This window comes from Serratia sp. DD3 (assembly GCF_000496755.2).
Map to the genome: position 1 here is coordinate 110957 of NZ_AYKS02000118.1, position 22918 is coordinate 133874.

Genomic DNA, 22918 nt, shown 5'->3' on the forward strand with positions numbered 1-22918 from the left:
TAACCTAGCCTGGCTAGAATTCAGCGAGACTAAAACGCAGCGATAAAAAATCCGCGCGGGAGCACCGGCGCGGATTTTCTGTTGCTGATTAACGCATTAAATATCGATGTTCGCCGCTTTCAGGGCGTTCTCTTCGATAAAGGCACGGCGTGGTTCAACTGCATCGCCCATCAGGGTGGTGAACAGTTGATCTGCGGCAATAGCATCTTTCACCGTCACTCGCAGCATACGGCGTTGTTCTGGGTCCATGGTGGTTTCCCACAATTGGTCTGGGTTCATTTCACCCAAGCCCTTATAACGCTGCACCGACAGACCACGGCGAGATTCTTTCACCAGCCATTCCAACGCTTGCTCGAAACCATTTACCGGCTGACGACGTTCGCCACGTTCAATAAATGCATCCTCTTCCAGCAAACCACGCAGTTTTTCACCCAATGTACAGATCTTGCGATATTCACCACCGTGGATGAAATCGAAGTCCAGAGGATAATCAGTATCGACGCCGTGAGTACGAACGCGCAGCACTGGCTCCAACATCTGACGTTCTGGGTTGTCAACCATGACAAAATCATAGCTGCTGCCATGCTGTTCGTTATCGTTGAGCAATTTCACCAGTGACTCGATCCAGGTTTTCACTTTAGCTTGGTCACTCAGATCATCTTCGCTCAAGGTAGGTTGATAGATTAGGTTGTTGAGTAAGGCACGCGGATAACGACGCTCCATTCGGCCAATCAGCTTTTGTACGCTGTAATGCTCAGCCACCAGTTTCTCCAACGGTTCCCCGGCCAATGGCGGTGCGACCTCATTGGTATGCAAGGTTGCCCCATCAAGCGCAATGGAAATCAGGTACTGGTCCATGGCCTCGTCGTCTTTAATATACTGTTCCTGCTTGCCTTTCTTCACCTTGTATAGCGGCGGTTGTGCAATAAACACATGACCACGCTCGATGATTTCCGGCATCTGGCGATAAAAGAAAGTCAGTAACAATGTACGGATATGCGAACCATCGACGTCAGCATCGGTCATGATGATGATGCTGTGATAACGAAGTTTATCTGGGTTGTATTCGTCGCGGCCAATGCCACAGCCCAGCGCAGTGATCAAGGTAGCCACTTCCTGCGAAGAGAGCATCTTGTCAAAACGCGCTTTCTCAACGTTAAGGATTTTACCTTTCAGTGGCAAAATCGCCTGGTTTTTGCGGTTACGCCCCTGTTTTGCCGAGCCCCCCGCAGAGTCCCCTTCCACCAGGTACAGTTCAGACAACGCCGGATCGCGCTCTTGGCAGTCCGCCAATTTGCCTGGCAAGCCAGCCAAATCCAGTGCACCTTTACGGCGTGTCATTTCACGCGCTTTACGTGCTGCTTCACGCGCTCGGGCCGCATCAATGATTTTACCAACAACGATTTTGGCGTCTGATGGGTTTTCCATCAGGTAATCCACCAGCTTCTCGTTCATCAGTGACTCAACTGCCGTTTTCACTTCCGAAGAGACCAGTTTATCTTTGGTCTGTGAAGAGAACTTCGGATCCGGCACTTTCACCGAAACGACGGCAATCAAACCTTCACGGGCATCATCACCGGTGGCACTGATCTTGGATTTTTTACTGTAGCCTTCTTTATCCATATAGCTGTTAAGGGTACGCGTCATCGCGGCACGAAAACCGACCAGGTGAGTCCCCCCATCACGCTGTGGGATGTTGTTGGTAAAACAGTAGATATTTTCCTGGAAACCATCGTTCCACTGTAGTGCCACTTCCACACCGATTTCATCTTTTACCGTTGAGAAGTAGAACACCGTTGGATGGATTGGCGTTTTGTTCTTGTTCAGATACTCAACGAACGCCTTGATCCCGCCCTCATAGTGGAAGTGGTCTTCTTTGTCGTTACGTTTATCTTTCAGACGAATAGAAACACCCGAGTTAAGGAACGACAGTTCCCGCAGGCGCTTGGCCAGAATATCGTATTCAAATTCGATGTTATTGGTAAAAGTCTGGTAACTCGGCCAAAAACGTACTGTGGTGCCGGTTTGGGTGGTCTCACCCACCACTTTCAGTGGCCCTTGTGGCTCACCGTGTTTATAGGTTTGCTCGTGCACTTTGCCTTCACGGCGGATCACCAGCTCAAGTTTCTCTGACAAGGCGTTAACGACGGAAACCCCCACGCCATGCAAGCCACCGGAAACTTTATAGGAGTTATCGTCAAACTTACCGCCGGCATGAAGAACAGTCATGATGACCTGTGCCGCAGAAACCCCTTCTTCTTCGTGAATACCGGTGGGAATACCGCGGCCATCATCCTGCACCGACACCGAGTTGTCAGCATGGATGGTCACCTGAATGTCATTACAGTGGCCAGCGAGGGCTTCGTCGATAGCGTTATCCACAACCTCAAACACCATGTGGTGCAGACCGGTGCCGTCATCAGTATCGCCGATATACATGCCTGGACGCTTACGCACAGCATCCAGCCCTTTTAATACCTTGATACTTGAAGAGTCATAAGAATTCGACATCAACGTTTCTCGCTTATTTTAATCCTGTGGTTGAACTTCTATTTTACCCTGTTCCACACGGAACATCCTGCCCTTTTCACCGATCATGTCAGTAACTTGTTCAGCACTTACCGCGCTGACAAAAACCTGAGCCTGAGTGGCTTTCAGACGTTCAGCCAGCAACCGGCGACGGCCAGTGTCCAGCTCGGAGGCAAAATCATCAATCAGATACAGGCAACGCCGCCCGCTCTGCCGGGTGAGAAACTCACCCTGCGCCAAGCGCAATGCACACATCAGCAATTTAAGCTGACCGCGTGATAATAAATCTTCTACCGGTGTGCCTTCGGCACGAATACGGAAATCTGCTTTATGTGGCCCAACCGAGGTATAGGTTAATGCCCTGTCGCGCTCAAACTGCCGCTCCAACAGCTCTCCATAGTCACTCTCTTTATCCCAACCGCGCTGAAAAGAGAAATTTAACGCAAATTCAGGCAAAAATTGTGCACAGGTCGCAGTAATATCGGCGGCAATGGCCTCACTGTATGCCGCCCGCCACTCGCTGATGCGTTCAGCCAGTGGAACCAACTGCTGATCCCAGGCGCGCAATTGCGCATAACGACTGACTTGGCGCAAGCCAGCATTACGTTGCTTCAGTAACCGTTTCAGGTTGCTCCAGGCGGTGAAAAAACCGGGTACATCATGGAAGCATCCCCAATCCACAAACGCGCGCCGATATTTTGGCCCGCCATTGAGCAGAGTAAAACCTTCGGGAGTAATCAACTGCATGGGCAATAGTTGGGCGAGTTCCGCCACTTTATGACCATCGCTGCCATCAATACGTACTTTGCTGTCACCTTGCCGGCTTCGGCTTAGTCCTACTGATAACTCACGTTCCGCCCCTTCAATCCGGCCATGCAGTACAAATTCCGGCTGATCATGACGGATCACTCGGCCAGCCTGCAAGCTGCGAAAAGCACGCCCATGACCAAGGGTATAAACCGCCTCTAATACGCTGGTTTTACCACTGCCATTGGCCCCAACCAGGAAGTTAAACCCAGGTGCGGGAGCCAGATCCGCCGCTTCAATATTGCGGAAATCTTTAATCAGTAAACGCGTTAACGCCATGCGGCAGTTATCTTAATCATCGAACAACCCTGGGCGTTATCGTCGCAAGCCATTTGCGTGCCGTAAAACCCCCAGCAACCGATGCGTACACAGAGTACGTCAGGATTGCGAGTACGGCCCAATCACAAAGGAGCAAGTAAGATAGCCCGATAATTTCTACAAACGCATTGGCATAACAACATAGGCCGCCGCCTGACTGGCCGCGTCCTCAATCTGCACGCTGGAGACCGAATCAGTCAGCAGTAGACGCACATCCTCGCACTTGAGCGAGTTTAATACATCCAGCACGTAGCTGACGTTAAACCCAATTTCCATCTCGCTGCCATCATAGCTGACATCAAGGATCTCTTCTGCCTCTTCCTGCTCCGGATTATTGGCAGTGATCTTGAGTTGATTTTGACTGACGTACAGGCGGACACCGCGAAACTTCTCATTCGACAAAATGGCCGCACGGGCAAAGGCCTGCTTAAGCAAGTCACACCCGGCTTCTAAGGTCTTGTCAGGGTTCTTCGGCAATACACGACGATAATCAGGGAAACGGCCATCAACCAACTTGGAGGTAAAGATAAAATCCCCCACATGGGCGCGAATATTATTGCTGCCGATCTGTACACGGAGTGGCGTATCACCAGCATCCAGCAGACGCACCAGCTCCATCACCCCTTTACGTGGCACAATCACCGAATGTGTCGGTAAGGATTGACCAATCGGCATGGCGCATACCGCCAGACGGTGACCATCAGTCGCCACAGTGCGGAGCTCTTCCCCTTCGGTCTCAAACAACATGCCGTTGAGGTAATAGCGCACATCCTGATGCGCCATCGAGAACTGGGTCGCATCGATCAGGCGCTTTAAGGTCGCCTGCGGTAGCGTGAACTCCACTTCACTCTGCCAATCATCCAGATTCGGAAAGTCTACCGCCGGTAGCGTGGATAATGAAAAACGACTACGGCCAGAACGCACCAACATGCGCTCACTTTCAAGCGTGACGGTAATCTCGGCACCTTCCGGTAAACCCCGGCAGATATCAAAAAATTTACGTGCAGGGACGGTGGTCGCCCCCACTTCATAGGGCTGGGAGAGAGAGACGCGTGCCACCATCTCCATTTCCAGATCGGTTCCCGTCAACAATAGAGAACCTTCCGTTACCTGCAATAACAGGTTACCCAGAATTGGCAACGTTGGGCGGCCACCCAGTGGGCTACTCACCTGTTGCAGCGGTTTTAGCAGATGCTCACGTTCAACGATAAATTTCATATGCGCTATGACGACAATGTTCTGATTAAATTGGAAAAATCTTCTTTGATGTCGTGACTTTCTTCACGCAGCTGCTCAATTTTCCGGCAGGCGTGCAACACCGTGGTATGGTCGCGGCCACCAAACGCATCGCCGATTTCTGGCAAGCTGTGGTTGGTGAGTTCCTTTGACAATGCCATCGCCATCTGGCGCGGGCGAGCAACGGAACGGGAACGCCGCTTCGACAGCAGATCCGCTACTTTTATTTTATAATACTCTGCCACCGTCTTTTGAATATTATCGATAGTGACCAGCTTTTCCTGCAACGCCAGTAGATCGCGCAACGCTTCACGCACGAAATCAATGGTAATGGCGCGGCCAGTAAAATTAGCATTGGCAATCACCCGGTTCAACGCCCCTTCCAGTTCACGCACGTTGGAACGTAGACGTTTAGCGATAAAGAACGCCACTTCACCCGGCAAACGAATATTGTTTTCATCTGCCTTTTTCATCAGGATCGCCACGCGGGTTTCCAGCTCTGGTGGTTCAATTGCCACCGTCAGGCCCCAACCAAAGCGAGACTTCAAACGATCTTCCACCCCGTTAATCTCTTTAGGATAACGGTCAGAAGTGAGGATGATCTGTTGGTTGCCTTCCAACAACGCGTTAAAAGTATGGAAAAACTCTTCCTGCGAACGCTCTTTATTGGCAAAAAACTGAATGTCATCGATCAGCAACGCATCCACCGAACGGTAGTAGCGCTTGAATTCTTCAATCGCGTTATTCTGCAACGCCTTAACCATATCCTGCACAAAACGTTCCGAGTGCATATAAACCACTTTGGCATTGGCTTTACGCGCCATGATGCCATTGCCCACCGCATGCAACAGGTGAGTTTTACCCAAGCCGGTTCCACCATACAGGAAGAGTGGGTTATAAGCCCCACCAGGGTTATCTGCCACTTGCCGAGCCGCAGCGCGCGCCAGTTGGTTCGACTTACCTTCAACGAAGTTATCGAAAGTATGTTTGGGGTTAACATTGGAACGGTAAGAAAGCTCGGGTGGCGGTGCGGCATTATCCCAACTGTGACGAGAAGGTGCCGCAGTACGGGCCACTGGGGCTGCCGGTGCATTGTTGACGCTGGCCGTAGCCGCCTGACTTATCGTTCGTGTCAGAGGTTTACTGCCCACCTCAAAACGCAATAGTGGCACATCAGTCCCACAAAAATCATTAAGCAGCCCATTGATATTGTTTAAGTACTTATCGCGCACCCAATCCAGCACAAAACGATTGGGCGCATACAGCGCCAGAGTATTGTCACTCAGTTCCGCCTGTAATGGGCGTATCCACATACTAAATTCTGTGGCTGGTAACTCATCCTGCAATCGGGCAAGGCACTGCTGCCAAAGCGAAAGTGACACGGCGGACTCCACTCGAACAAGATCAAAAATAAAAAGAAAAGGATCAGGTTACTTTTTTATCACTCATGATGATGCCCACAGGCCTTCATCGGCTGAAAACCGCTAGAAGCATGTGGAACACCTTGGTAGCATAACCTGATGATCCCTGTTTAGGATCGGGATCCGAATGACGGATCATAGCGCAATCCGAGCAAGAGATCCTCTCCTTCATCACAGATTAGATCCATTTTATCCACAGCCAAGAGCGTGTGGTGATATTTTAACCAACAGAAAGCAACCGCTGCAATCACGGTAGTCGATCGCCTTCTTTTTCACACCATAAGCCCGTTGTACTGGGTTATCCACCAGGATCCTGGCGAAAAATGCCGAGGATCGCACGGAGATCCTTGTGATTTACCCTTGAGTCCGTATAATCTTCGCCCACGTGTGATACTTGGTTCTGATTGGTCGGGTTATTTACCAGACAGGATCCTGCGGTGATTATGGGCCAAGACCGTGCTTTACTTGGCTAACAACCAAGTAGACTACCCCCATCAATTTCAAATGACAGGCAGCAAAACTGCGGCCTGAAAGATGAAAGGGGCGCGATGTGAATTGACTCAGGGCTGTACAATTATTACAATCCCGCCTCTTTATATTGCGATTGAGGCGTCGGTCATCTTCACGCCGAGTAGTCAAACGCATTTGACTTATACTCTACATAATTCGAGTGGGATGTAGGCAGCAAGGTCGAGAGTCGCCAGAAGCATAGAAAATGATGCGACTGAGGCTAGTGGACACAAGCCAACACCCCGGTCACTTGAAGTATGATGACTATATTAGTAATTCATTTAAGTTTAGGTAGAAATCGCTATGAAACGCACTTTCCAACCGTCCGTACTGAAGCGTAACCGTAGCCACGGTTTCCGTGCTCGTATGGCCACTAAAAATGGTCGTCAAGTTCTGGCCCGCCGTCGTGCAAAAGGCCGTACTCGTCTGACTGTTTCTAAGTAATAAAAGCTAACCCCCTGAGTGGTTAAGCTCGCTTTTCCCAGGGAGTTACGTTTGTTAACTCCCACTCATTTCACTTTCGTCTTCCAGCAGCCACAAAGAGCTGGCACGCCGCAAATCACCATCCTCGGCCGCCAAAACCTGCTGGGGCATCCCCGCATCGGTCTTACTGTCGCCAAAAAACACGTCAAGCGTGCGCATGAACGTAACCGGATCAAACGCCTGACACGCGAAAGTTTCCGTTTACGCCAGCACCAATTACCAGCGATGGATTTTGTCGTGGTTGCCAAAAAGGGGATAGCTGAGTTGGATAACCGTGCACTGACGGAAGTTTTGGAAAAATTATGGCGTCGCCATTGTCGCTTGGCTCCCGCATCTTGATTGGGGTGGTACGGGGTTATCAACTCGTATTGAGCCCACTGCTTGGGCCACGCTGTCGCTTCCAGCCGACATGTTCTCATTACGCAATTGAGGCATTAAGCAGGTTTGGGATGTTAAAAGGCAGTTGGTTGACATTGAAACGCGTATTAAAATGCCATCCTTTGAACCCAGGTGGCGATGATCCCGTACCACCGAAAACCAACGATAACAGAGAACACTAACGATGGATTCGCAACGCAATCTTCTTCTCATCGCTTTTCTGTTCGTGTCTTTTCTGATTTGGGATGCTTGGCAAAAGGATAACAGTCCGCAGCCAGCACCCCAGACCACGCAACAGACAACGAACCCTACAAGCGGTGATACCGCAAGCCAGGCTGTGCCAGCCAGTGGCCAAGGTAAATTGATTACCGTTAATACAGATGTGCTGTCGTTGACCATCAATACTCGTGGTGGTGACATTGAGCAGGCTAAACTGCTGGCCTACCCAGAGTCCCTGGGGTCAGTGACGCCATTCGAATTGCTGGAAACTACGCCAGGATTTGTTTATCAGGCGCAAAGTGGCCTGACCGGCAGAGACGGGCCAGATAATCCTGCCAACGGTGAGCGTCCTCTCTTCACAGCCGCACAAGATACTTTCACCTTAGCTGATGGTCAGGATGAGCTGCGGATCCCACTGACCTTTACCGGTAAAGACGGCTCGTTGTTCACCAAAACCTTTGTGCTCAAGCGTAACCATTATGCCATTGGTGTGGATTACTCCATTGTTAACAAAAGTGCGTCTCCACTTGAATTGACGCTATTTGGTCAACTGAAGCAAACCACACAGTTGCCGCAACACCGCGATACTGGCAGCAGTAATTTTGCACTGCACACCTTCCGTGGCGCGGCTTACTCTTCCAGTGACAACAAATACCAAAAGTATGCGTTTGATAAAGAAGAGAACCTGAATATCACCACCCAGGGTGGTTGGGTTGCCATGTTGCAGCAATATTTTGCTACAGCCTGGATACCTCAGACGGAAGGTCAAAATACCTTCTATACCGCCAAACCAGGCGATAATCTGTCTACCATCGGCTTCAAAGCAACGCCGGTTGTGGTAGCGCCAGGTGCTGAGAAACAACTGAATGCCACCTTATGGGTAGGCCCGGAACTGCAAGATAAAATGGCCACGCTGGCACCCCATCTGGATTTGACGGTGGATTACGGCTGGTTGTGGTTTTTGTCTCAACCACTGTTCAAATTGCTGAAGTTCATCAACGGATTTATCGGCAACTGGGGTTTCTCAATCATCATCATCACCTTTATCGTACGTGGCATCATGTACCCGCTAACCAAAGCGCAGTACACATCGATGGCCAAAATGCGCATGCTGCAGCCAAAACTGCAGGCAATGCGTGAGCGTATTGGTGATGACAAGCAGCGTATGAGCCAAGAGATGATGGCGCTGTACAAAGCGGAAAAAGTAAACCCTCTGGGGGGTTGCTTGCCGCTGCTCATCCAGATGCCAATCTTCCTGGCGCTGTACTACATGCTGATGAGCTCGGTTGAACTGCGCCATGCGCCGTTTATCTTGTGGATTCATGACTTATCAGCACAGGATCCGTACTACATCCTGCCGTTGCTGATGGGTGTGACGATGTTCTTCATCCAGAAGATGTCGCCTACTACTGTGACTGACCCAATGCAGCAGAAAATCATGACCTTTATGCCGGTGATCTTCACAGTGTTCTTCCTGTGGTTCCCGTCTGGTCTGGTGCTGTACTATACCGTCAGTAACTTGGTGACCATCATCCAGCAGCAGTTGATTTATCGCGGGCTGGAAAAACGTGGCCTGCATAGCCGCGATAACAAAAAGGCATAATACAGCTTTATCCCTGAGTTCATCCAAGCTGTAGCCAGTAACACCGCTGCAGCTTTATTGACGAAGGGCATAACAAGCCAATGTAAGGCGGTCATCTAGGCCGCCTTTTTACATGCATATTATTGAGAGATAACCGGCAATGAACAACTCTGATACCATCACGGCCATTGCCACACCACCTGGGCGTGGCGGTGTAGGCATTCTGCGCATCTCAGGCCATGACGCCAAAGAGGTGGCTCTGGCGCTGCTTGGCAAACTGCCCAAACCACGTCATGCCGATTATCTGCCATTCCGCGATGCCGATGGCAGTACCCTGGATCAGGGTATTGCGCTGTGGTTCCCGGCCCCCAATTCCTTTACCGGTGAAGATGTCCTGGAACTTCAGGGGCACGGTGGGCCGGTTATTCTCGATTTGTTGCTAAAACGTGTGCTGGCGTTACCCCGTGTACGCATTGCCCGCCCGGGTGAATTCTCAGAGCGCGCGTTCCTCAATGACAAACTGGATCTGGCCCAGGCCGAGGCCATTGCCGACTTGATCGATGCCAGCTCAGAGCAAGCGGCACGCTCGGCGATGAACTCGTTACAAGGGGCGTTTTCTAGCCGTATCCACCAACTGGTGGAAGCACTCACTCACCTGCGTATCTACGTAGAAGCGGCAATCGACTTTCCTGATGAGGAAATTGACTTTCTTTCAGATGGCAAAATCGAAGCGCAGCTTAATCGTGTTATCGCCGACCTGGATAACGTGCGGGCAGAAGCACGCCAGGGCAGCTTATTGCGTGAAGGGATGAAAGTCGTGATTGCCGGGCGGCCCAATGCCGGGAAATCCAGCCTGTTGAATGCGTTAGCAGGGCGTGAAGCCGCCATTGTGACCGATATTGCCGGTACCACCCGTGATGTACTGCGTGAACATATTCATATCGACGGTATGCCACTACATATTATCGATACTGCAGGCCTGCGGGATGCCATGGACGAAGTGGAGCGTATTGGTATCGAACGTGCGTGGAATGAGATCGAGCAAGCAGACCGCGTGCTGTTTATGGTGGATGGCACCACCACCAGCGCGACCGAGCCTAGCGAGATTTGGCCTGAGTTTATGGCACGCCTGCCAACCCGCTTGCCGATCACCGTGGTGCGCAACAAAGCGGATATTACGGGTGAAGAACTGGGCATGAGTGAAGTGAATGGTCACTCACTTATACGTCTTTCCGCCCGTACCGGTGAAGGGCTCGAGCTGTTACGTAACCACCTCAAGCAGAGCATGGGCTTTACCAACAATACCGAAGGTGGCTTCCTGGCCCGCCGCCGCCATTTGCAGGCATTGGAACAAGCAGACGAACATCTCGCTCAGGGGAAAGAACAGTTAGTGAGTGCTTACGCGGGGGAGTTACTTGCCGAAGAACTGCGCCTGGCACAACGAGCATTAAGCGAAATCACCGGTGAATTTACCTCTGATGACCTGCTCGGGCGTATCTTTTCCAGCTTTTGCATTGGTAAGTGATTACTTATCCATACTGCTCCATAAATGTTCACTAACCCGCATTAACTGCCTGTTAATGCGGGTTTTTACTGCCTACTCACTTCCTAAATGGCCCCAACAACGGGAAAAGCGTTCGCCAAACGCTGGCAAAGTAAGCATGCCGGAATGGGCCTAATTTACGGGCTGATTACAGATTCTCAATGCTTATCAGAAAACATAGGGTTTAGAACATCTGCAACTACACCCCATCAGTGCATACCAGGGGATTCAGCAGTTGAGCGGCAGATGAAGTAGAAAACACCGTACGAATGGTTGATCGAGTAACATCCCTGACTTGTGTTTTTTTTAAACTTGCGTTGCTTCCCTCCCCGATTGTTCATAATATTATCTTGTTCATGATTCATGAACAAGATAAAGGTCTGAACAAATGAAAGAAGAACAGCTTCTGTCTGATGCTGTAGAAAACCTGCCAAAAGGCTTCCTATTGCAGTATGAAATTGGCAACAAACATGACATACATGACGGCTGGGGCAGGCTGATAGGGCTAGGAGGAGAGATGGCGAATTTTTCCCTGGAAGTAAAGCATATCCATCGCAAAGAGTCGCTGATCGCTATCCGTAAAATGTCCCCTCTCTTATCTGAGGGTTTTCCTATATTACTGGTGTGCAACCGGCTGACGTCCGCACTGGTGGAATATTGCGTGGATAACCAGATTAATTTTATCGATACCGCCGGGAATGCCCGTATCCAGGTTCCGGGGTTATATCTGTTTATTGATGGTCGATATGAAAAGAAACCTGTAGCTGTCAGTAGTCATTTTGCTGAAGGAGTAATGAAGCTGCTTTTTGTGCTGTTATCCTGCCCGGAAAGCCTCAACGATACTTACCGCAGCTTGGCGCAGAAAGCGGGTATCTCTTTGGGAATGGTCAGCAAAGCTTTCAATTTCCTTGAGGCGCGTCGCTATTTCCGCAAATCACAGCAGGGGCGCCGCTTAATGAATGAAGGCGAATTACAGGTTTTGTGGCTAAAAGACTATGCCACCGCCCTGCGCCCGAAGCTGGATTTTCTTTCCCTACCTACGCCTGCTTCATGGGATAAGATAACACTTGCGGCCGATGAATACTGGAGCGGCGAGATTGCAGCCGCAGAACTGAGCGGTGGATACCTGCTACCAGAAAACGGCGTGATTTTTACGCCTCACCCATTGTTACAAAGACGAAAGGAACTAGGACTAAAACCTGTTCCTGGTGGGAAACTGCAACTGATTTCCTGTTTCTGGGGGAACTTTACCCTGAACCATCAAGCAGAAGCGATGTTGTGTGTGGCCGAACTACTGGCAAGCGGCGATGATAGAAACCGGGAAGCAGCAAGGATAATCAATGACAAATATCTTCACCTTAGTGAATCCGATCTTTTCAGCTACTGAAGCCCTGTTCACCCAGATAAAGCGAATTTGCGCAGCTCAGGAGATCCCGTTTTTTATTGCGGGAGCGACGGCGCGTGAAATTCTGCTCCATCATGTTCACGGCAGGAGCATTGGCCGCTGAAACGTGAAATCATTATGTCAGTGGATGGATTTAGTGAGGCATTTTCTCATACTGTAACCGTGCAACTGACGAATGGAGAAAAGCTGCCGTTTTGCTCCCTGCCGGGGTTAGCGCTGTTAAAACTTTTTGCCTGGCGCGATCGCGGGCATGGTAGTGCTAAAGACGCAACCGATCTCTATAAAATTATTCGTGAATATAGCGCTATAGAAGATGAGCGTATCTATTCCTCCGCCGTTGAAGGTGAAAACTTGGACTGGAATCCGGTACGTATGGGAGCTGTTCTGCTGGGCAAAGATATCGCGGCGATTAGTGAGCACTCATCTTTGGCAGAGTTGATAAGTCTCGATAGAGAACGTCTGACTGACGCTATCGCGCGACAATCTGATGTGGACGATATGGCTGAGATTGAGCTGATCATGAATGACTTCTGGAACAGTATAATAAGCCATGGCTAAAACTGGCTGTTAGTACGCATTACTGTCCACCCCCTAAAACATCCATACACATCCACCATTTTTATGTCCATTGTTCGTGGGTAAGATCAAACAGACTGATCTAACATACTGAGCTGATTTTATTGATGCGCAGATTGTGGAAGGACGTAAGGTGATTAGCCACAAACCCACATATGTGCTAATGTGGGTTTGTGTATTTTAAAGGAGATGATCCTATGAGCCGCCTGACAATAGACATAACAGACCAACAGCACCAAAGCCTGAAGGCGCTGGCAGCCCTACAAGGTAAAACCATCAAGCAATACGCTCTCGAACGTTTGTTCCCCGGCGATACAGATGCTGATCAGGCATGGAAGGAACTGAAAAACCTGCTAGGAAACCGCATCAACGACGGGCTAGCGGGGAAGGTGTCCACCAAAGACATCGGCGAAATTCTTGATGAAGAACTTGACGGGGATCATACTTGAAAACCTACCTCCTCACGGTAGAGGCGGAAGCAGATCTACGCGGCATCATCCGCTACACACGTAAGCAGTGGGGTACCACGCAGGTACGCAACTATATCGCTAGGCTGGAACATGGCATTGCCAACCTAGCAGCCGGGCGCGGCGCTTTCAAAGATATGAGTGAACTCTTTCCTGAGTTACGGATGGCACATTGTGAACATCACTATGTCTTCTGCCTGCCACGCGGCAGTGCGCCCGCATTGGTCGTAGCGATTTTTCATGAACGCATGGACCTCATGACTCGACAGGCAGAGAGGTTCAGCAAAGAAAGTTAACGATTGCTAGCCCGATGAATAGGTATGATTCACCGGAGTTCTGATCACTATCCCGATAAAAAACAGTTTTTCTCCTAATGCTGCCGAAAAATAAATTGGGGATTAAGGTTGGGTGTCACTCGCCTTTAAACTCAAAGGGATTACATAATAACGGCTGCCGCATTTCCGCTAGAAGCCGAAGGTCAATCTCCATGATTCTGCCTTTCGGAAAGTGTCAGAATGAGCAAAAATATCTGCTAAAGGAATTAACAATGTCTCATTCATCATCAAGAGCAAAAGTTTTGGATACAACAAGCCCCTTGGCACACCGAGCTTCCCACGCACGAAGTTGTGCTAACCATGTGGCGAACAAGTTGGGGATTACCCGCCGTCAGCTTTTGATAAAAGTCGAGAAGGATTCCGGGGCAAGTTTGGTATCACCACTCACTGAACAAGAACTGATGAAAGCGTTCCACTATATGGAGAACCTTTAGTTTTAGGCCACTATGAACGAAAAGCGGCCATCATATCCTGTTAACTTGAGTGATAGGCATTCCACTCATCACGAGTAATCTCCCACAACTGTGAGTCCAGAAGCCCGCTGACAAACTGTCTCTTTTCCGTTTTGATTAGTCGCATGCCGCTACTGGCTGAAATGTGCAGAGAACGTGTATTCTCAGTCGCTTTCGGAGCACGCAATACTGGCCTGTTCAACGTATTAAACCAGTAATCTGTCGCCGCCATACTGGCTTCGCGCATTAATCCCTGCCCCTGATACTCAGGTGCCAACCAGAAACCACGATTATTATTTTCCGCATCGTCTAGGCAGATAACGCCGATTAAATTGTCAGGATTATCCTGATGCCGTATGGTCCAAACCCAGGCGAGTCCTTTTGCCATAGCTGGCAGCGCGACGTTATTAACGTAATGGGCTGCACCATCGTCAGGATAGGGCCAGGGAACCGATGACACCATATAGCGGACAATTTCCCAGCGTGGATAGAGCTCCTGAATCTGAGGTGCATCTTCGGCAACTAATGGCTTTAACAGCAAACGTTCTGTTTTTAACGTGGGTATCTGCATGTGCTCTTTCCCTTACTGATTAACGTGTCCTTTGCTACTTTTTACTCGTTCAATAGTTACTGTAATTCATTGGGATGTACATAAAACATTCAGGTAATCGGGTAGTTAACCAGATAGTTAGCGTCATATCAAAGGCCAAAACCGCTAGTGAAATCAGCGGTCATGCCATTGCAGACCATTTTGCCGACGTCGGGAAAATGGTCGAGCTAGGTTCAGGCAGCCAACGAGAAATCGACGATGTGATGCTTACTCGTTACGCCTGCTATCTGGTCGCACACAACAGATGACCCGCGAGCAGCAAATATCTATCGAGCATGTAACCAATAACGATGCTGTACGCCAAACACTATTAAGCCGAGGTATACGACCAGAACATTTACCACCTTCAGAAGATGTGAAAAAGGTCGAACGACAATTAGCATCCGCGGACAAAAAGTCACTGAAAAACCCGGACACACTCAGTGATGGGGATACAAACAATGAATAACTTGAACTAGCTCATACTCTTCGAGATAGTAGCAATCAGGTGCCGCGAACACCCCAACTAAGAGGTGATTCAATGACAGATAACACCCCACAAGCTCCGCATGGCGAATTTGTCCTGTTTACAATTGCTGACGGCCAAACACGCGTCGAGTGCCGATTTGAATCTGATACATTGTGGCTTTCTCAGGCTGCAATGGCTGAGCTTTATGATAAAGATGTTCGCACAATTAATGAACATCTAATCAATATCTACAACGAGGGTGAGCTTGTACAAAACGCAACTATCCGGAAATTCCGGATAGTTCGATTGGAAGGAACTCGTCAAGTTTCTCGCGAAATCGATCACTACAATCTCGATGCAATTTTGGCTGTTGGCTACAGGGTTCGTTCTCAACGAGGTACGCAGTTCCGCCAATGGGCAACGCAAGTCCTGAAAGAATACCTAATAAAGGGATTCGCTATGGATGACGAGCGCCTGAAAAATCCCCCCGTTGGTCATTCTGCGGTACCAGATTACTTTGATGAAATGCTGGAACGCATTCGCGATATCCGAGCGAGTGAGCGTCGTGTTTATCTGCGAGTCAAAGAAATCTTTACTATGGCTGCCGATTACGAGCCATCCAACCAAGAGACCAACCGCTTCTTCCAGATCATCCAGAACAAGTTGCATTATGCCTGTACGCATATGACGGCCGCTGAGCTTATCGCGAGCCGTGTGGATGCCAATAAGCCGGACATAGGCTTAACCAGCTATAAAGGCGATGAAGTGCGTAAGACCGATGTCACCATCGCGAAAAACTATCTGCGTGAAGACGAAATCAAAGAGCTTAATCGCATCGTCAACATGTGGCTCGACTTTGCCGAGGACCAAGCACTACGCCGCAAACAAGTGTTCTTGCAAGATTGGGCCGATAAGCTGGATCAGTTTTTAAATTTTAATGATCGGGACGTATTAAGCGGAGCGGGAAAAATCTCCAAAAAGGATGCTGATGACAAGGCGAAATTGGAGTTTGACCGCTTTGCAGAACAACGTCGCCGTTTAAAAGAAGCCGAAGGCGCACTTGCCAATATCGCGGCCCTCAAGGCAATCGTTAAAAAAGACAAATAACACTGCCTAGGTTGAACAAGCCATGGAACCGACATCAATATCGGTTCCATCGTTCTCGGTTTTGACATTTATCCTGCCAATACCTTCAATCTTACCAACCAATTATGCCGCTATGGGTGTTCGCACCCGATCACATTTTTACTCATTCGCTTGGTTATTATTACAATGATATGTTTTTATAAAACAATAAATTAACCAAGCTGTCGATATTTTGCACTGTTTTTTGGGCAAATTTTACAAAACAAATTTACTATTGGTATGGCACAATCTTGACGTAGGAGTTATCGATATCCGTCATTATTCAAGCCGCAAGTGAGTGTCGGTTGCATAACTCGACCCTTTAGGGGATCTCGCTCGATGGCTGACAACCTCAGCCTGAATAAAGGGGAGTATCAACCCAATGTGCCGATTTTTAATCACTATTAGAATTAATGTTCTTAATAAACAAAGCAATAATATTATGCATGCTGTTATTTTTACTCTATTGCTATTTTTTATCACCAGTCCATTACTTGCCAGCGAAATGCGCTATCCCCCCGGGGAAGAACCGCTGAACCTGCCAGCCAATAGCTCACTGATGATGCCATTGCCGCGATCTGTCCATAGCCTGGAGGACAAAAAAGCAGAAACGATGCCATTGTATCTGTCACTGATACACGAAGATAAACGCAATGTCTGGGTTCCTTTTCAATTGGCCGCTACCTCTGCACAAAAAGGCCAAACAGAACTGGCGGAACACTATTTGCAACTCAGTGCCAAACGGGGATTGTGGTATTACTATAATCTGCTGGAAAACAACGCATTCAATAGCCTTCAGCAAAGTGAGACTTATCGTTCCATCCTCGCTGAGGCCAAAACACGCTATCAGCTATATGCTTCGCCGTTTGAGGGTAAAGCACAGTATTCTGTCCCGAATGGCTCACCTCCTGCCACCGGTTGGCCAACCGTTATCTACCTGCACCCTTATGGCAGAGCCGCTAATATCACCCCTAAAGATCGATTGCTTTTTGCTGAAGCAGGTGTTGCCTATATTGAGTTAAACGGTACTCAAATGCTTGCCGAGAATAGCTTCCGCTGGTCTATCGATAGCGAAGAGAGCACCCATAGCGCGATTCAACGTACCCTGCAGGAGCTCACCCCTAAACTGAAGCTTAACCCTCATCAGGTCTACCTTACCGCTCGCGGCCAAGGCGCGCTGCACGCGGGTAATCTGATGGCAAAATACCCGCAATTTTACGCCGGCGCTTTACTGATTACACCACAAGGGAAAATCCCGCCAGCATCATATTCATTAGCAGAGAATAAACGCATTATGATCGCCTATTATGGCCATCAAAACTTTAATGGCAAAGCTCTGGCTCTGCATTTTACCAACCTGTTCAGTAATCAGAATCTGACCAAGACGGCAAGTTTTAACCTGAGAGAAGATACACAAGGAAACTGGCCGCTACACTTCCAGCAACCATTGCGTTGGGTGATGGGCAAAAGCGCCGATGCATCACCGGGAGCCTGATAGAAAAACGGGGATACTTACTGCTGCAATGATTGACGACTTGAACCAGCGGTGCTCAAGCACCGCTTATTCTTTTTGATCAATGCCCATCAACAAACACGATTTTGAGCACAAACAACAGCGCCACGACAATCACACAAGGGCTGATTTCACGCCAACGACCAGTACCCAGCTTCATCACACAATAAGAGATAAAGCCCAGCGCAATCCCTTCAGTAATCGAGAAGCTAAAAGGCATCATAGCGGCGGTAACAAAGGCAGGAACCGCTTCAGTCATATCTTCCCATTTTACGCGTGCCAAGCTGGAGGTCATCAGAACCCCAACATAGATCAAAGCACCCGCAGCAGCATAAGCCGGCACCATCGAAGCTAATGGCGACAGGAAAATCACCAACAGGAACAACAGCCCGACTATCACGGCGGTCAGACCGGTGCGACCACCGATAGCGACACCAGAAGAACTTTCAATATAAGCCGTGACTGAAGAAGTACCAATAAATGCCCCTGCTACGGAGCTGATACTATCAACATACAGCGCCTGCTTCATACGTGGGAATTTACCGTTTTCATCGGTTAGCCCCGCCTTGTCGGTCACCCCAATCAGGGTACCGGATGAGTCAAACAGGTTAACCAGCATAAAGGCAAAAATCACCCCAGCCAAGCCAAGATCCAGTGCCCCGGTAATATTCACCTGACCGACAACGGTAGTGATATCTGGCGGCATAGAGAATATGCCAGCATACTGTACATCACCCAATAGCCAACCGATCAAGGTGGTGACCACGATGGAAACCAGCACCGCGGCATGAATATTACGCGAGGCCAGAACGGCGATGATAAAAAACCCCAGCGCACCCAGCAGAACACTGTGAGAAGTCAGGTTCCCTACCGCCACCAGCGTATCAGGATTAGCGACCACGATACCGGCATTTTTCAACCCCATCATGGCAATGAACAAGCCAATACCACTGGTGATCCCCACGCGCAGGCTAAGTGGGATATTGGCTACCATCCAGTAACGGATACGGAATACCGTCAGTAAAAAGAAACCGACAGCCCCCCAAAAAATAGCGCCCATCGCAACCTGCCATGAAATGCCCATCGCACCCACCACCACAAACGCGAAGAAAGCATTCAAGCCCATTGCTGGTGCCAAAGCTACCGGCAAGTTAGCCAATAGACCCATAAAAATGCTGCCAAAAGCAGCGATCAGGCAGGTAGTGACAAATACCGCTCGAGTATCCATACCCGCCGCCCCCAAGATCTGCGGGTTGACGAACACGATATAGACCATGGTTAAAAAAGTGGTGATTCCGGCAATCGTTTCCGTGCGTACCGTGGTTCCATGCTGCTTGAGTTTAAAAACGCGCTCAAGCAAGCCTTGATTAGCATCAAGGCTGATGTCTTGTTTGCTCATTATCAGTATTCCGAACAGGGGGATGAAGTGTCGGTTGCTATCCTATAACAAAAAATAGGGTTTTTGATCTCACCCATCGCTTTTTTTCGCCATCTGTACGGCTAAAAAATTCAACAGATTGTATTTATTCATATTCATCAGCCATAACCGTTAGCGGTAAATGACACTGGGCGGCAACCGCTAAAACATTCCCCTTCAGCTTGCATGATGACGGAGATAAATAATCCAGTTAAAGTGACAGCCATCATCAGTTAGCCGAAGGCAGATATTCCAATGAGTCAGGTTGAATGTGTTTTATTTGATTGTGATGGCACGCTAGTAGACAGTGAAGTGTTGTGCAGTAAGGCTTATGTGCATATGTTTGCCCATTATGATATTGAGGTTTCGCTAGAAGAAATATTTAAAAAATACAAAGGGGTAAAACTCAACGAAATCATCGAAAAAATCAGTGCCGAACAGGGCGTGACTCTGCCGCAAACACAATTAGAACCGATCTATCGCCAAGAGGTTGCACGCCTGTTCGATGCCGAGCTGCAACCCATTGCCGGTGCGCAAGCATTATTGGCACAAATGAAAGCCCCTATATGTACTGTATCCAACGGGCCCGTCAGCAAAATGCAACATTCGCTGGGGCTGACCCAGATGCTTTCCTATTTCGATGACCGATTATTCAGCGGTTACGATATCCAACGCTGGAAACCCGATCCGGCCATCGTTTTCCATGCTGCCCAGCAAATGCAGGTGGCGGTTGAGCGCTGCATTCTGGTGGACGATTCTGCCGCGGGTGCACAGGCGGGTATTGCTGCAGGGATCCCGGTGTTCTACTTCTGTGCCGATCCACACAATAAACCCATCGACCATCCTCTGGTGACCATGTTTGACCATCTGTCACAGTTACCCCTTCTGTGGCAACAACGTGGTTGGCAACTTACCCATTAACGACCAATGCTCTAGCCGGTTCTGCCCGGCTAATTTCCGACCATAGCCAATCGCGAAAATAACCCACCCGTGGTAATTCCCGCTTACCAGGAGGGATCTCCAACCAATAGCCATGGGTACTCTTAACTGCCAATGGTGAAAACAACATCAGCAAGCCACCATGCAGTTCATTATGGATCATCATTTTATCCAATACGGCATAGCCAGCCCCGGTGATACAGGCGTTGATGACCTGATCCTGTGTACTAAACTCCAATCCCCCACGATCTTGTACTTCACTGCGACCCGCTGCATCCAACCAGCGTTGCCAAGTGTCCATCCGGCTATCACCATCAAGAATATGTAATTGCGGCTGACTATTGAGCGGCGGAAACACGCCATTGATCATCAATAATGGGCTTCCCACCAGCACTAACTGTTCATGGCATAACCATTCCCCATTAATGCTGTCGGTCAATCGACCAAAGCGCACTGCACAATCAAAATCACAATATTTTTGTCGAGCCTCACTGATTAACGCAATTTGTAACTGGGTGTTGTGTTGACGCAACTCGACTAGCCGTGGAGCCAACCAACGGGTAGCAAAAGTAGGCGCGACTTGTAACCTTAAGTGCTGCAATGGATTGTGTAATCGCACATGACATATCCCTTCTTCCAGAATATCCAGCGCTTGCCGCACTACGGGCAATAACAACATGGCATCCTGCGTGAGTGACAAACCGTAATGACTACGTACAAACAGTAACTTACCGAGAAACTCTTCAAACTGTTTCATTTGTCGGCTGGCTGCACTCTGAGTAATGAATAGTGCTTCAGCCGCCTTACTGAAACTTAATGTCCGACAAGTTTCCTCAAAAACACGCAACATGCTGAGTGATGGGAGCTTTCTCACAATCCATTTACCTCGCCAACAGACATCGCTTTGTTAATTACATGTTATTAATTTGATGCATGTTTTTATCCCTTGCAGCGTTTATTTCCATAAAACCAGAGGTGAGTCACATGCATTCTCTGCTGAGGGGTATGACTAAAACGCACTCGCCTATCGCTTCCTTTATGCTCACATTAGCAACCAAATAAAAACAAAAAAATAACATCAAGGCATTTCACATTGCCAATTGATGACTCGCTCCTCTCATCTTTGGCACTCATAAAGGTCAATGCATGGGAGTAGGAAAAATCAATTAGCAATACCGACCAACGGTATACCCGTACCGTTCCCAACAGGAGGACAGGTAAATGCAAACTTTAACCCAACAATCCATCCGTATGGATGATGTGCCGTTAAATCGGTTCCATATCAAAATCGCCGGGCTAACCTTTGGTGCACATTTTACGGATGGCTATGTACTCGGTGTTATCGGCTTCGCCTTGGCACAAATCAAACCACAAATGGGCCTCACCCCTTTTTGGGAGGGGTTGCTTGGTAGTTCTGCACTGATTGGGCTATTTATCGGCAGTTTGGTCCTCGGCTGGATCTCTGATTATATTGGCCGCCAGAAAATCTTCAGTTTCAGCTTTGTGGTTATCACGCTGGCCTCTGCCCTGCAGTTCTTCGCCACCACACCGGAACAACTGTTTCTGTTACGAGTGATGGTAGGCATTGGGTTAGGAGGGGATTTTTCAGTAGGACACACCATGCTGGCCGAGTTCGCCCCCCGTAAGCATCGAGGTGTATTACTCGGTTCATTCAGTGTGATCTGGACCTTTGGCTATGTTGCCGCGGGCTTTGCTGGCCATTTTCTAACGGCATTAGGGCCCGATGCCTGGCGCTGGTTGCTCTCCTCTTCTGCCATACCCGCCCTGCTAATTCTGTTAATGCGTATCGGTACACCGGAGTCACCGCGCTGGTTGATGGGGAAAGGACAACGGGAACAAGCCATGGCGATAGTACATAAATACTTCGGCCCCCATGTCCTGTTGATTGATGAAGCCCCCGTGATATCAAAACAACGCTTTTTGTCACTATTTGGGCCTAAATACCGTCGCCGTACCGCGTTCAACAGCCTGTTCTTTGTTTGTCTGGTGATCCCTTACTTTGCCATCTATACCTTCTTGCCCTCTATTTTGCAGGTGATGGGGCTAGACAATAACTTCTCCACTGACCTGCTGCTTAACGGCTTGTTGATCGTCGGAGCCTTGCTGGGAATTGTTCTGACGGTGATTTGCTCACGCCGTGGTTTCCTGATTGGTTCGTTTATCTTCCTCGCAGCCTGCCTGGTGATGCTAAGTATTCTTCCTGGTAGCCAAACAACCTGGCTGATCGCCATTTTTGCCGCCTTTACATTAGTCATGTCAGCAGTCAGTAATCTGGTAGGCGTTTTCCCCGCTGAAAGCTTCCCTACCGAAGTCCGCTCCATGGGCGTGGGGTTTTCAACCTCCATGAGTCGATTAGGCTCCGCCATTGGCACAGGCCTGTTGCCTCTGTCTATCGTGCATTTCGGCATGCCGACGACTACCGCCATTCTGGCCTTTATCTTGATGATTGGCGCCGTTGTTTCCATTGCCTGGGCACCAGAAACCAAGGGACTGACCCTGGTGGATGCCGCCCAGGGCTCGCAACCTCAAACAGAGAACACGTTAGCCACAGTGGCTAAATAACATTATGTTAAAAACAGGAGAT

General features: G+C 49.1%; 21 protein-coding genes. 14 read left to right on the top strand and 7 right to left on the bottom strand.

All coding sequences use genetic code 11. The features are described from left to right. Positions 1-96: 96 nt before the first annotated feature. The 4 genes from gyrB to dnaA form a co-directional block, all read right to left on the bottom strand. Entirely contained in the window at positions 97-2511 is a 2415-nt protein-coding gene (gene gyrB, locus IO95_RS21885; RefSeq protein WP_023489195.1) for a DNA topoisomerase (ATP-hydrolyzing) subunit B, read from the bottom strand. Between the two features lie 18 nt (positions 2512-2529). Beyond that, entirely contained in the window at positions 2530-3615 is a 1086-nt protein-coding gene (gene recF / locus IO95_RS21890) for a DNA replication/repair protein RecF (protein WP_023489196.1), read from the bottom strand. A gap of 156 nt (positions 3616-3771) precedes the next feature. Beyond that, on the bottom strand, positions 3772-4872 hold the full coding sequence (dnaN, locus tag IO95_RS21895) for a DNA polymerase III subunit beta (protein WP_023489197.1): 1101 nt from the start codon (positions 4870-4872) through the stop codon (positions 3772-3774). Between the two features lie 5 nt (positions 4873-4877). After that, positions 4878-6272: a chromosomal replication initiator protein DnaA gene (gene dnaA, locus IO95_RS21900; protein WP_023489198.1), complete on the bottom strand. Its 1395-nt coding sequence runs from the start codon at positions 6270-6272 to the stop codon at positions 4878-4880. Positions 6273-7124: 852 nt separating this feature from the next. Here dnaA and rpmH point away from each other — a divergent pair. The 9 genes from rpmH to IO95_RS21945 all read left to right on the top strand — a co-directional run bounded on the left by rpmH (position 7125) and on the right by IO95_RS21945 (position 13770). Next, positions 7125-7265, top strand: a complete 141-nt coding sequence (rpmH, locus tag IO95_RS21905) for a 50S ribosomal protein L34 (protein ID WP_004093983.1) — start codon at positions 7125-7127, stop codon at positions 7263-7265. A gap of 18 nt (positions 7266-7283) precedes the next feature. After that, positions 7284-7643 carry a ribonuclease P protein component gene (gene rnpA, locus IO95_RS21910; protein WP_072011659.1) on the top strand — a complete coding sequence of 120 codons (360 nt, stop codon included), beginning with the start codon at positions 7284-7286 and terminating at the stop codon, positions 7641-7643. After that, entirely contained in the window at positions 7607-7864 is a 258-nt protein-coding gene (yidD, locus tag IO95_RS24535; RefSeq protein ID WP_023492504.1) for a membrane protein insertion efficiency factor YidD, read from the top strand. Before rnpA ends, yidD begins: the two co-directional genes overlap by 37 nt. 2 nt (positions 7865-7866) lie before the next feature. Continuing rightward, positions 7867-9504 carry a membrane protein insertase YidC gene (yidC, locus tag IO95_RS21915; RefSeq protein ID WP_023492505.1) on the top strand — a complete coding sequence of 546 codons (1638 nt, stop codon included), beginning with the start codon at positions 7867-7869 and terminating at the stop codon, positions 9502-9504. Between the two features lie 139 nt (positions 9505-9643). After that, positions 9644-11008: a tRNA uridine-5-carboxymethylaminomethyl(34) synthesis GTPase MnmE gene (gene mnmE / locus IO95_RS21920; RefSeq protein ID WP_023492506.1), complete on the top strand. Its 1365-nt coding sequence runs from the start codon at positions 9644-9646 to the stop codon at positions 11006-11008. 406 nt (positions 11009-11414) lie between these two features. Then, positions 11415-12413 carry a type IV toxin-antitoxin system AbiEi family antitoxin gene (locus IO95_RS21925; protein WP_023492507.1) on the top strand — a complete coding sequence of 333 codons (999 nt, stop codon included), beginning with the start codon at positions 11415-11417 and terminating at the stop codon, positions 12411-12413. A gap of 135 nt (positions 12414-12548) precedes the next feature. Then, positions 12549-12989: a hypothetical protein gene (locus IO95_RS24540; RefSeq protein WP_235186755.1), complete on the top strand. Its 441-nt coding sequence runs from the start codon at positions 12549-12551 to the stop codon at positions 12987-12989. Positions 12990-13204: 215 nt separating this feature from the next. Then, positions 13205-13456, top strand: coding sequence for an antitoxin ParD (locus tag IO95_RS21940; protein WP_023491419.1), 252 nt, complete (start codon positions 13205-13207; stop codon positions 13454-13456). After that, a complete protein-coding gene (locus IO95_RS21945) occupies positions 13453-13770 on the top strand; it encodes a type II toxin-antitoxin system RelE/ParE family toxin (RefSeq protein WP_023491418.1) in 318 nt (105 codons plus the stop codon). The genes IO95_RS21940 and IO95_RS21945 overlap by 4 nt, the downstream gene beginning before the upstream one ends. Positions 13771-14283: 513 nt before the next feature. Here IO95_RS21945 and IO95_RS21950 read toward each other — a convergent pair. After that, positions 14284-14832, bottom strand: coding sequence for a GNAT family N-acetyltransferase (locus IO95_RS21950; protein WP_023491416.1), 549 nt, complete (start codon positions 14830-14832; stop codon positions 14284-14286). 74 nt (positions 14833-14906) lie between these two features. Here IO95_RS21950 and IO95_RS26250 point away from each other — a divergent pair, with 74 nt between their 5' ends. From IO95_RS26250 to IO95_RS21960, 3 genes are all read left to right on the top strand, one after another. After that, positions 14907-15119 (top strand): hypothetical protein, encoded by a 213-nt coding sequence (locus IO95_RS26250; RefSeq protein WP_235186756.1) that lies wholly within the window; start codon positions 14907-14909, stop codon positions 15117-15119. A 272-nt stretch (positions 15120-15391) separates the two neighbouring features. Continuing rightward, the gene (locus tag IO95_RS21955) at positions 15392-16426 is read left to right on the top strand and encodes a virulence RhuM family protein (RefSeq protein WP_023489080.1); all 1035 of its coding nucleotides are present in this window, start codon (positions 15392-15394) and stop codon (positions 16424-16426) included. 460 nt (positions 16427-16886) lie between these two features. Next, a complete protein-coding gene (locus IO95_RS21960; protein WP_037384997.1) occupies positions 16887-17939 on the top strand; it encodes a hypothetical protein in 1053 nt (350 codons plus the stop codon). Positions 17940-18018: 79 nt separating this feature from the next. Here the strand turns inward: IO95_RS21960 and IO95_RS21965 are convergent, their stop codons facing one another. Continuing rightward, entirely contained in the window at positions 18019-19356 is a 1338-nt protein-coding gene (locus tag IO95_RS21965) for an NCS2 family permease (protein ID WP_023489082.1), read from the bottom strand. A gap of 273 nt (positions 19357-19629) precedes the next feature. Here IO95_RS21965 and yieH point away from each other — a divergent pair, with 273 nt between their 5' ends. Continuing rightward, positions 19630-20295, top strand: coding sequence for a 6-phosphogluconate phosphatase (gene yieH / locus IO95_RS21970; RefSeq protein ID WP_023489083.1), 666 nt, complete (start codon positions 19630-19632; stop codon positions 20293-20295). On the opposite strand, the gene IO95_RS21975 is transcribed toward yieH, so the two are convergent. Then, positions 20285-21187 carry a LysR substrate-binding domain-containing protein gene (locus tag IO95_RS21975; protein WP_023489084.1) on the bottom strand — a complete coding sequence of 301 codons (903 nt, stop codon included), beginning with the start codon at positions 21185-21187 and terminating at the stop codon, positions 20285-20287. The two genes, yieH and IO95_RS21975, sit on opposite strands and share 11 nt — an antisense overlap. 347 nt (positions 21188-21534) lie before the next feature. Between IO95_RS21975 and IO95_RS21980 the strand changes: the two genes are divergently transcribed. Then, positions 21535-22896 carry an MFS transporter gene (locus tag IO95_RS21980; protein ID WP_023491296.1) on the top strand — a complete coding sequence of 454 codons (1362 nt, stop codon included), beginning with the start codon at positions 21535-21537 and terminating at the stop codon, positions 22894-22896. Positions 22897-22918: the final 22 nt, after the last annotated feature.

Excerpts from the sequence above, each read along its gene's own strand:
- IO95_RS21955 (WP_023489080.1), top strand. The coding sequence starts at position 15,392 with ATGACAGATAACACCCCACAAGCTCCGCATGGCGAATTTGTCCTGTTT.
- yidC (WP_023492505.1), top strand. The coding sequence starts at position 7,867 with ATGGATTCGCAACGCAATCTTCTTCTCATCGCTTTTCTGTTCGTGTCT.
- IO95_RS21960 (WP_037384997.1), top strand. The coding sequence starts at position 16,887 with ATGCATGCTGTTATTTTTACTCTATTGCTATTTTTTATCACCAGTCCA.
- IO95_RS21925 (WP_023492507.1), top strand. The coding sequence starts at position 11,415 with ATGAAAGAAGAACAGCTTCTGTCTGATGCTGTAGAAAACCTGCCAAAA.
- yieH (WP_023489083.1), top strand. The coding sequence starts at position 19,630 with ATGAGTCAGGTTGAATGTGTTTTATTTGATTGTGATGGCACGCTAGTA.
- IO95_RS24540 (WP_235186755.1), top strand. The coding sequence starts at position 12,549 with ATGTCAGTGGATGGATTTAGTGAGGCATTTTCTCATACTGTAACCGTG.
- rpmH (WP_004093983.1), top strand. The coding sequence starts at position 7,125 with ATGAAACGCACTTTCCAACCGTCCGTACTGAAGCGTAACCGTAGCCAC.
- IO95_RS21965 (WP_023489082.1), bottom strand. The coding sequence starts at position 19,356 with ATGAGCAAACAAGACATCAGCCTTGATGCTAATCAAGGCTTGCTTGAG.
- mnmE (WP_023492506.1), top strand. The coding sequence starts at position 9,644 with ATGAACAACTCTGATACCATCACGGCCATTGCCACACCACCTGGGCGT.
- IO95_RS21980 (WP_023491296.1), top strand. The coding sequence starts at position 21,535 with ATGCAAACTTTAACCCAACAATCCATCCGTATGGATGATGTGCCGTTA.
- recF (WP_023489196.1), bottom strand. The coding sequence starts at position 3,615 with ATGGCGTTAACGCGTTTACTGATTAAAGATTTCCGCAATATTGAAGCG.
- IO95_RS21950 (WP_023491416.1), bottom strand. The coding sequence starts at position 14,832 with ATGCAGATACCCACGTTAAAAACAGAACGTTTGCTGTTAAAGCCATTA.
- gyrB (WP_023489195.1), bottom strand. The coding sequence starts at position 2,511 with ATGTCGAATTCTTATGACTCTTCAAGTATCAAGGTATTAAAAGGGCTG.
- dnaN (WP_023489197.1), bottom strand. The coding sequence starts at position 4,872 with ATGAAATTTATCGTTGAACGTGAGCATCTGCTAAAACCGCTGCAACAG.
- IO95_RS21940 (WP_023491419.1), top strand. The coding sequence starts at position 13,205 with ATGAGCCGCCTGACAATAGACATAACAGACCAACAGCACCAAAGCCTG.
- IO95_RS26250 (WP_235186756.1), top strand. The coding sequence starts at position 14,907 with ATGTACATAAAACATTCAGGTAATCGGGTAGTTAACCAGATAGTTAGC.
- yidD (WP_023492504.1), top strand. The coding sequence starts at position 7,607 with ATGGCGTCGCCATTGTCGCTTGGCTCCCGCATCTTGATTGGGGTGGTA.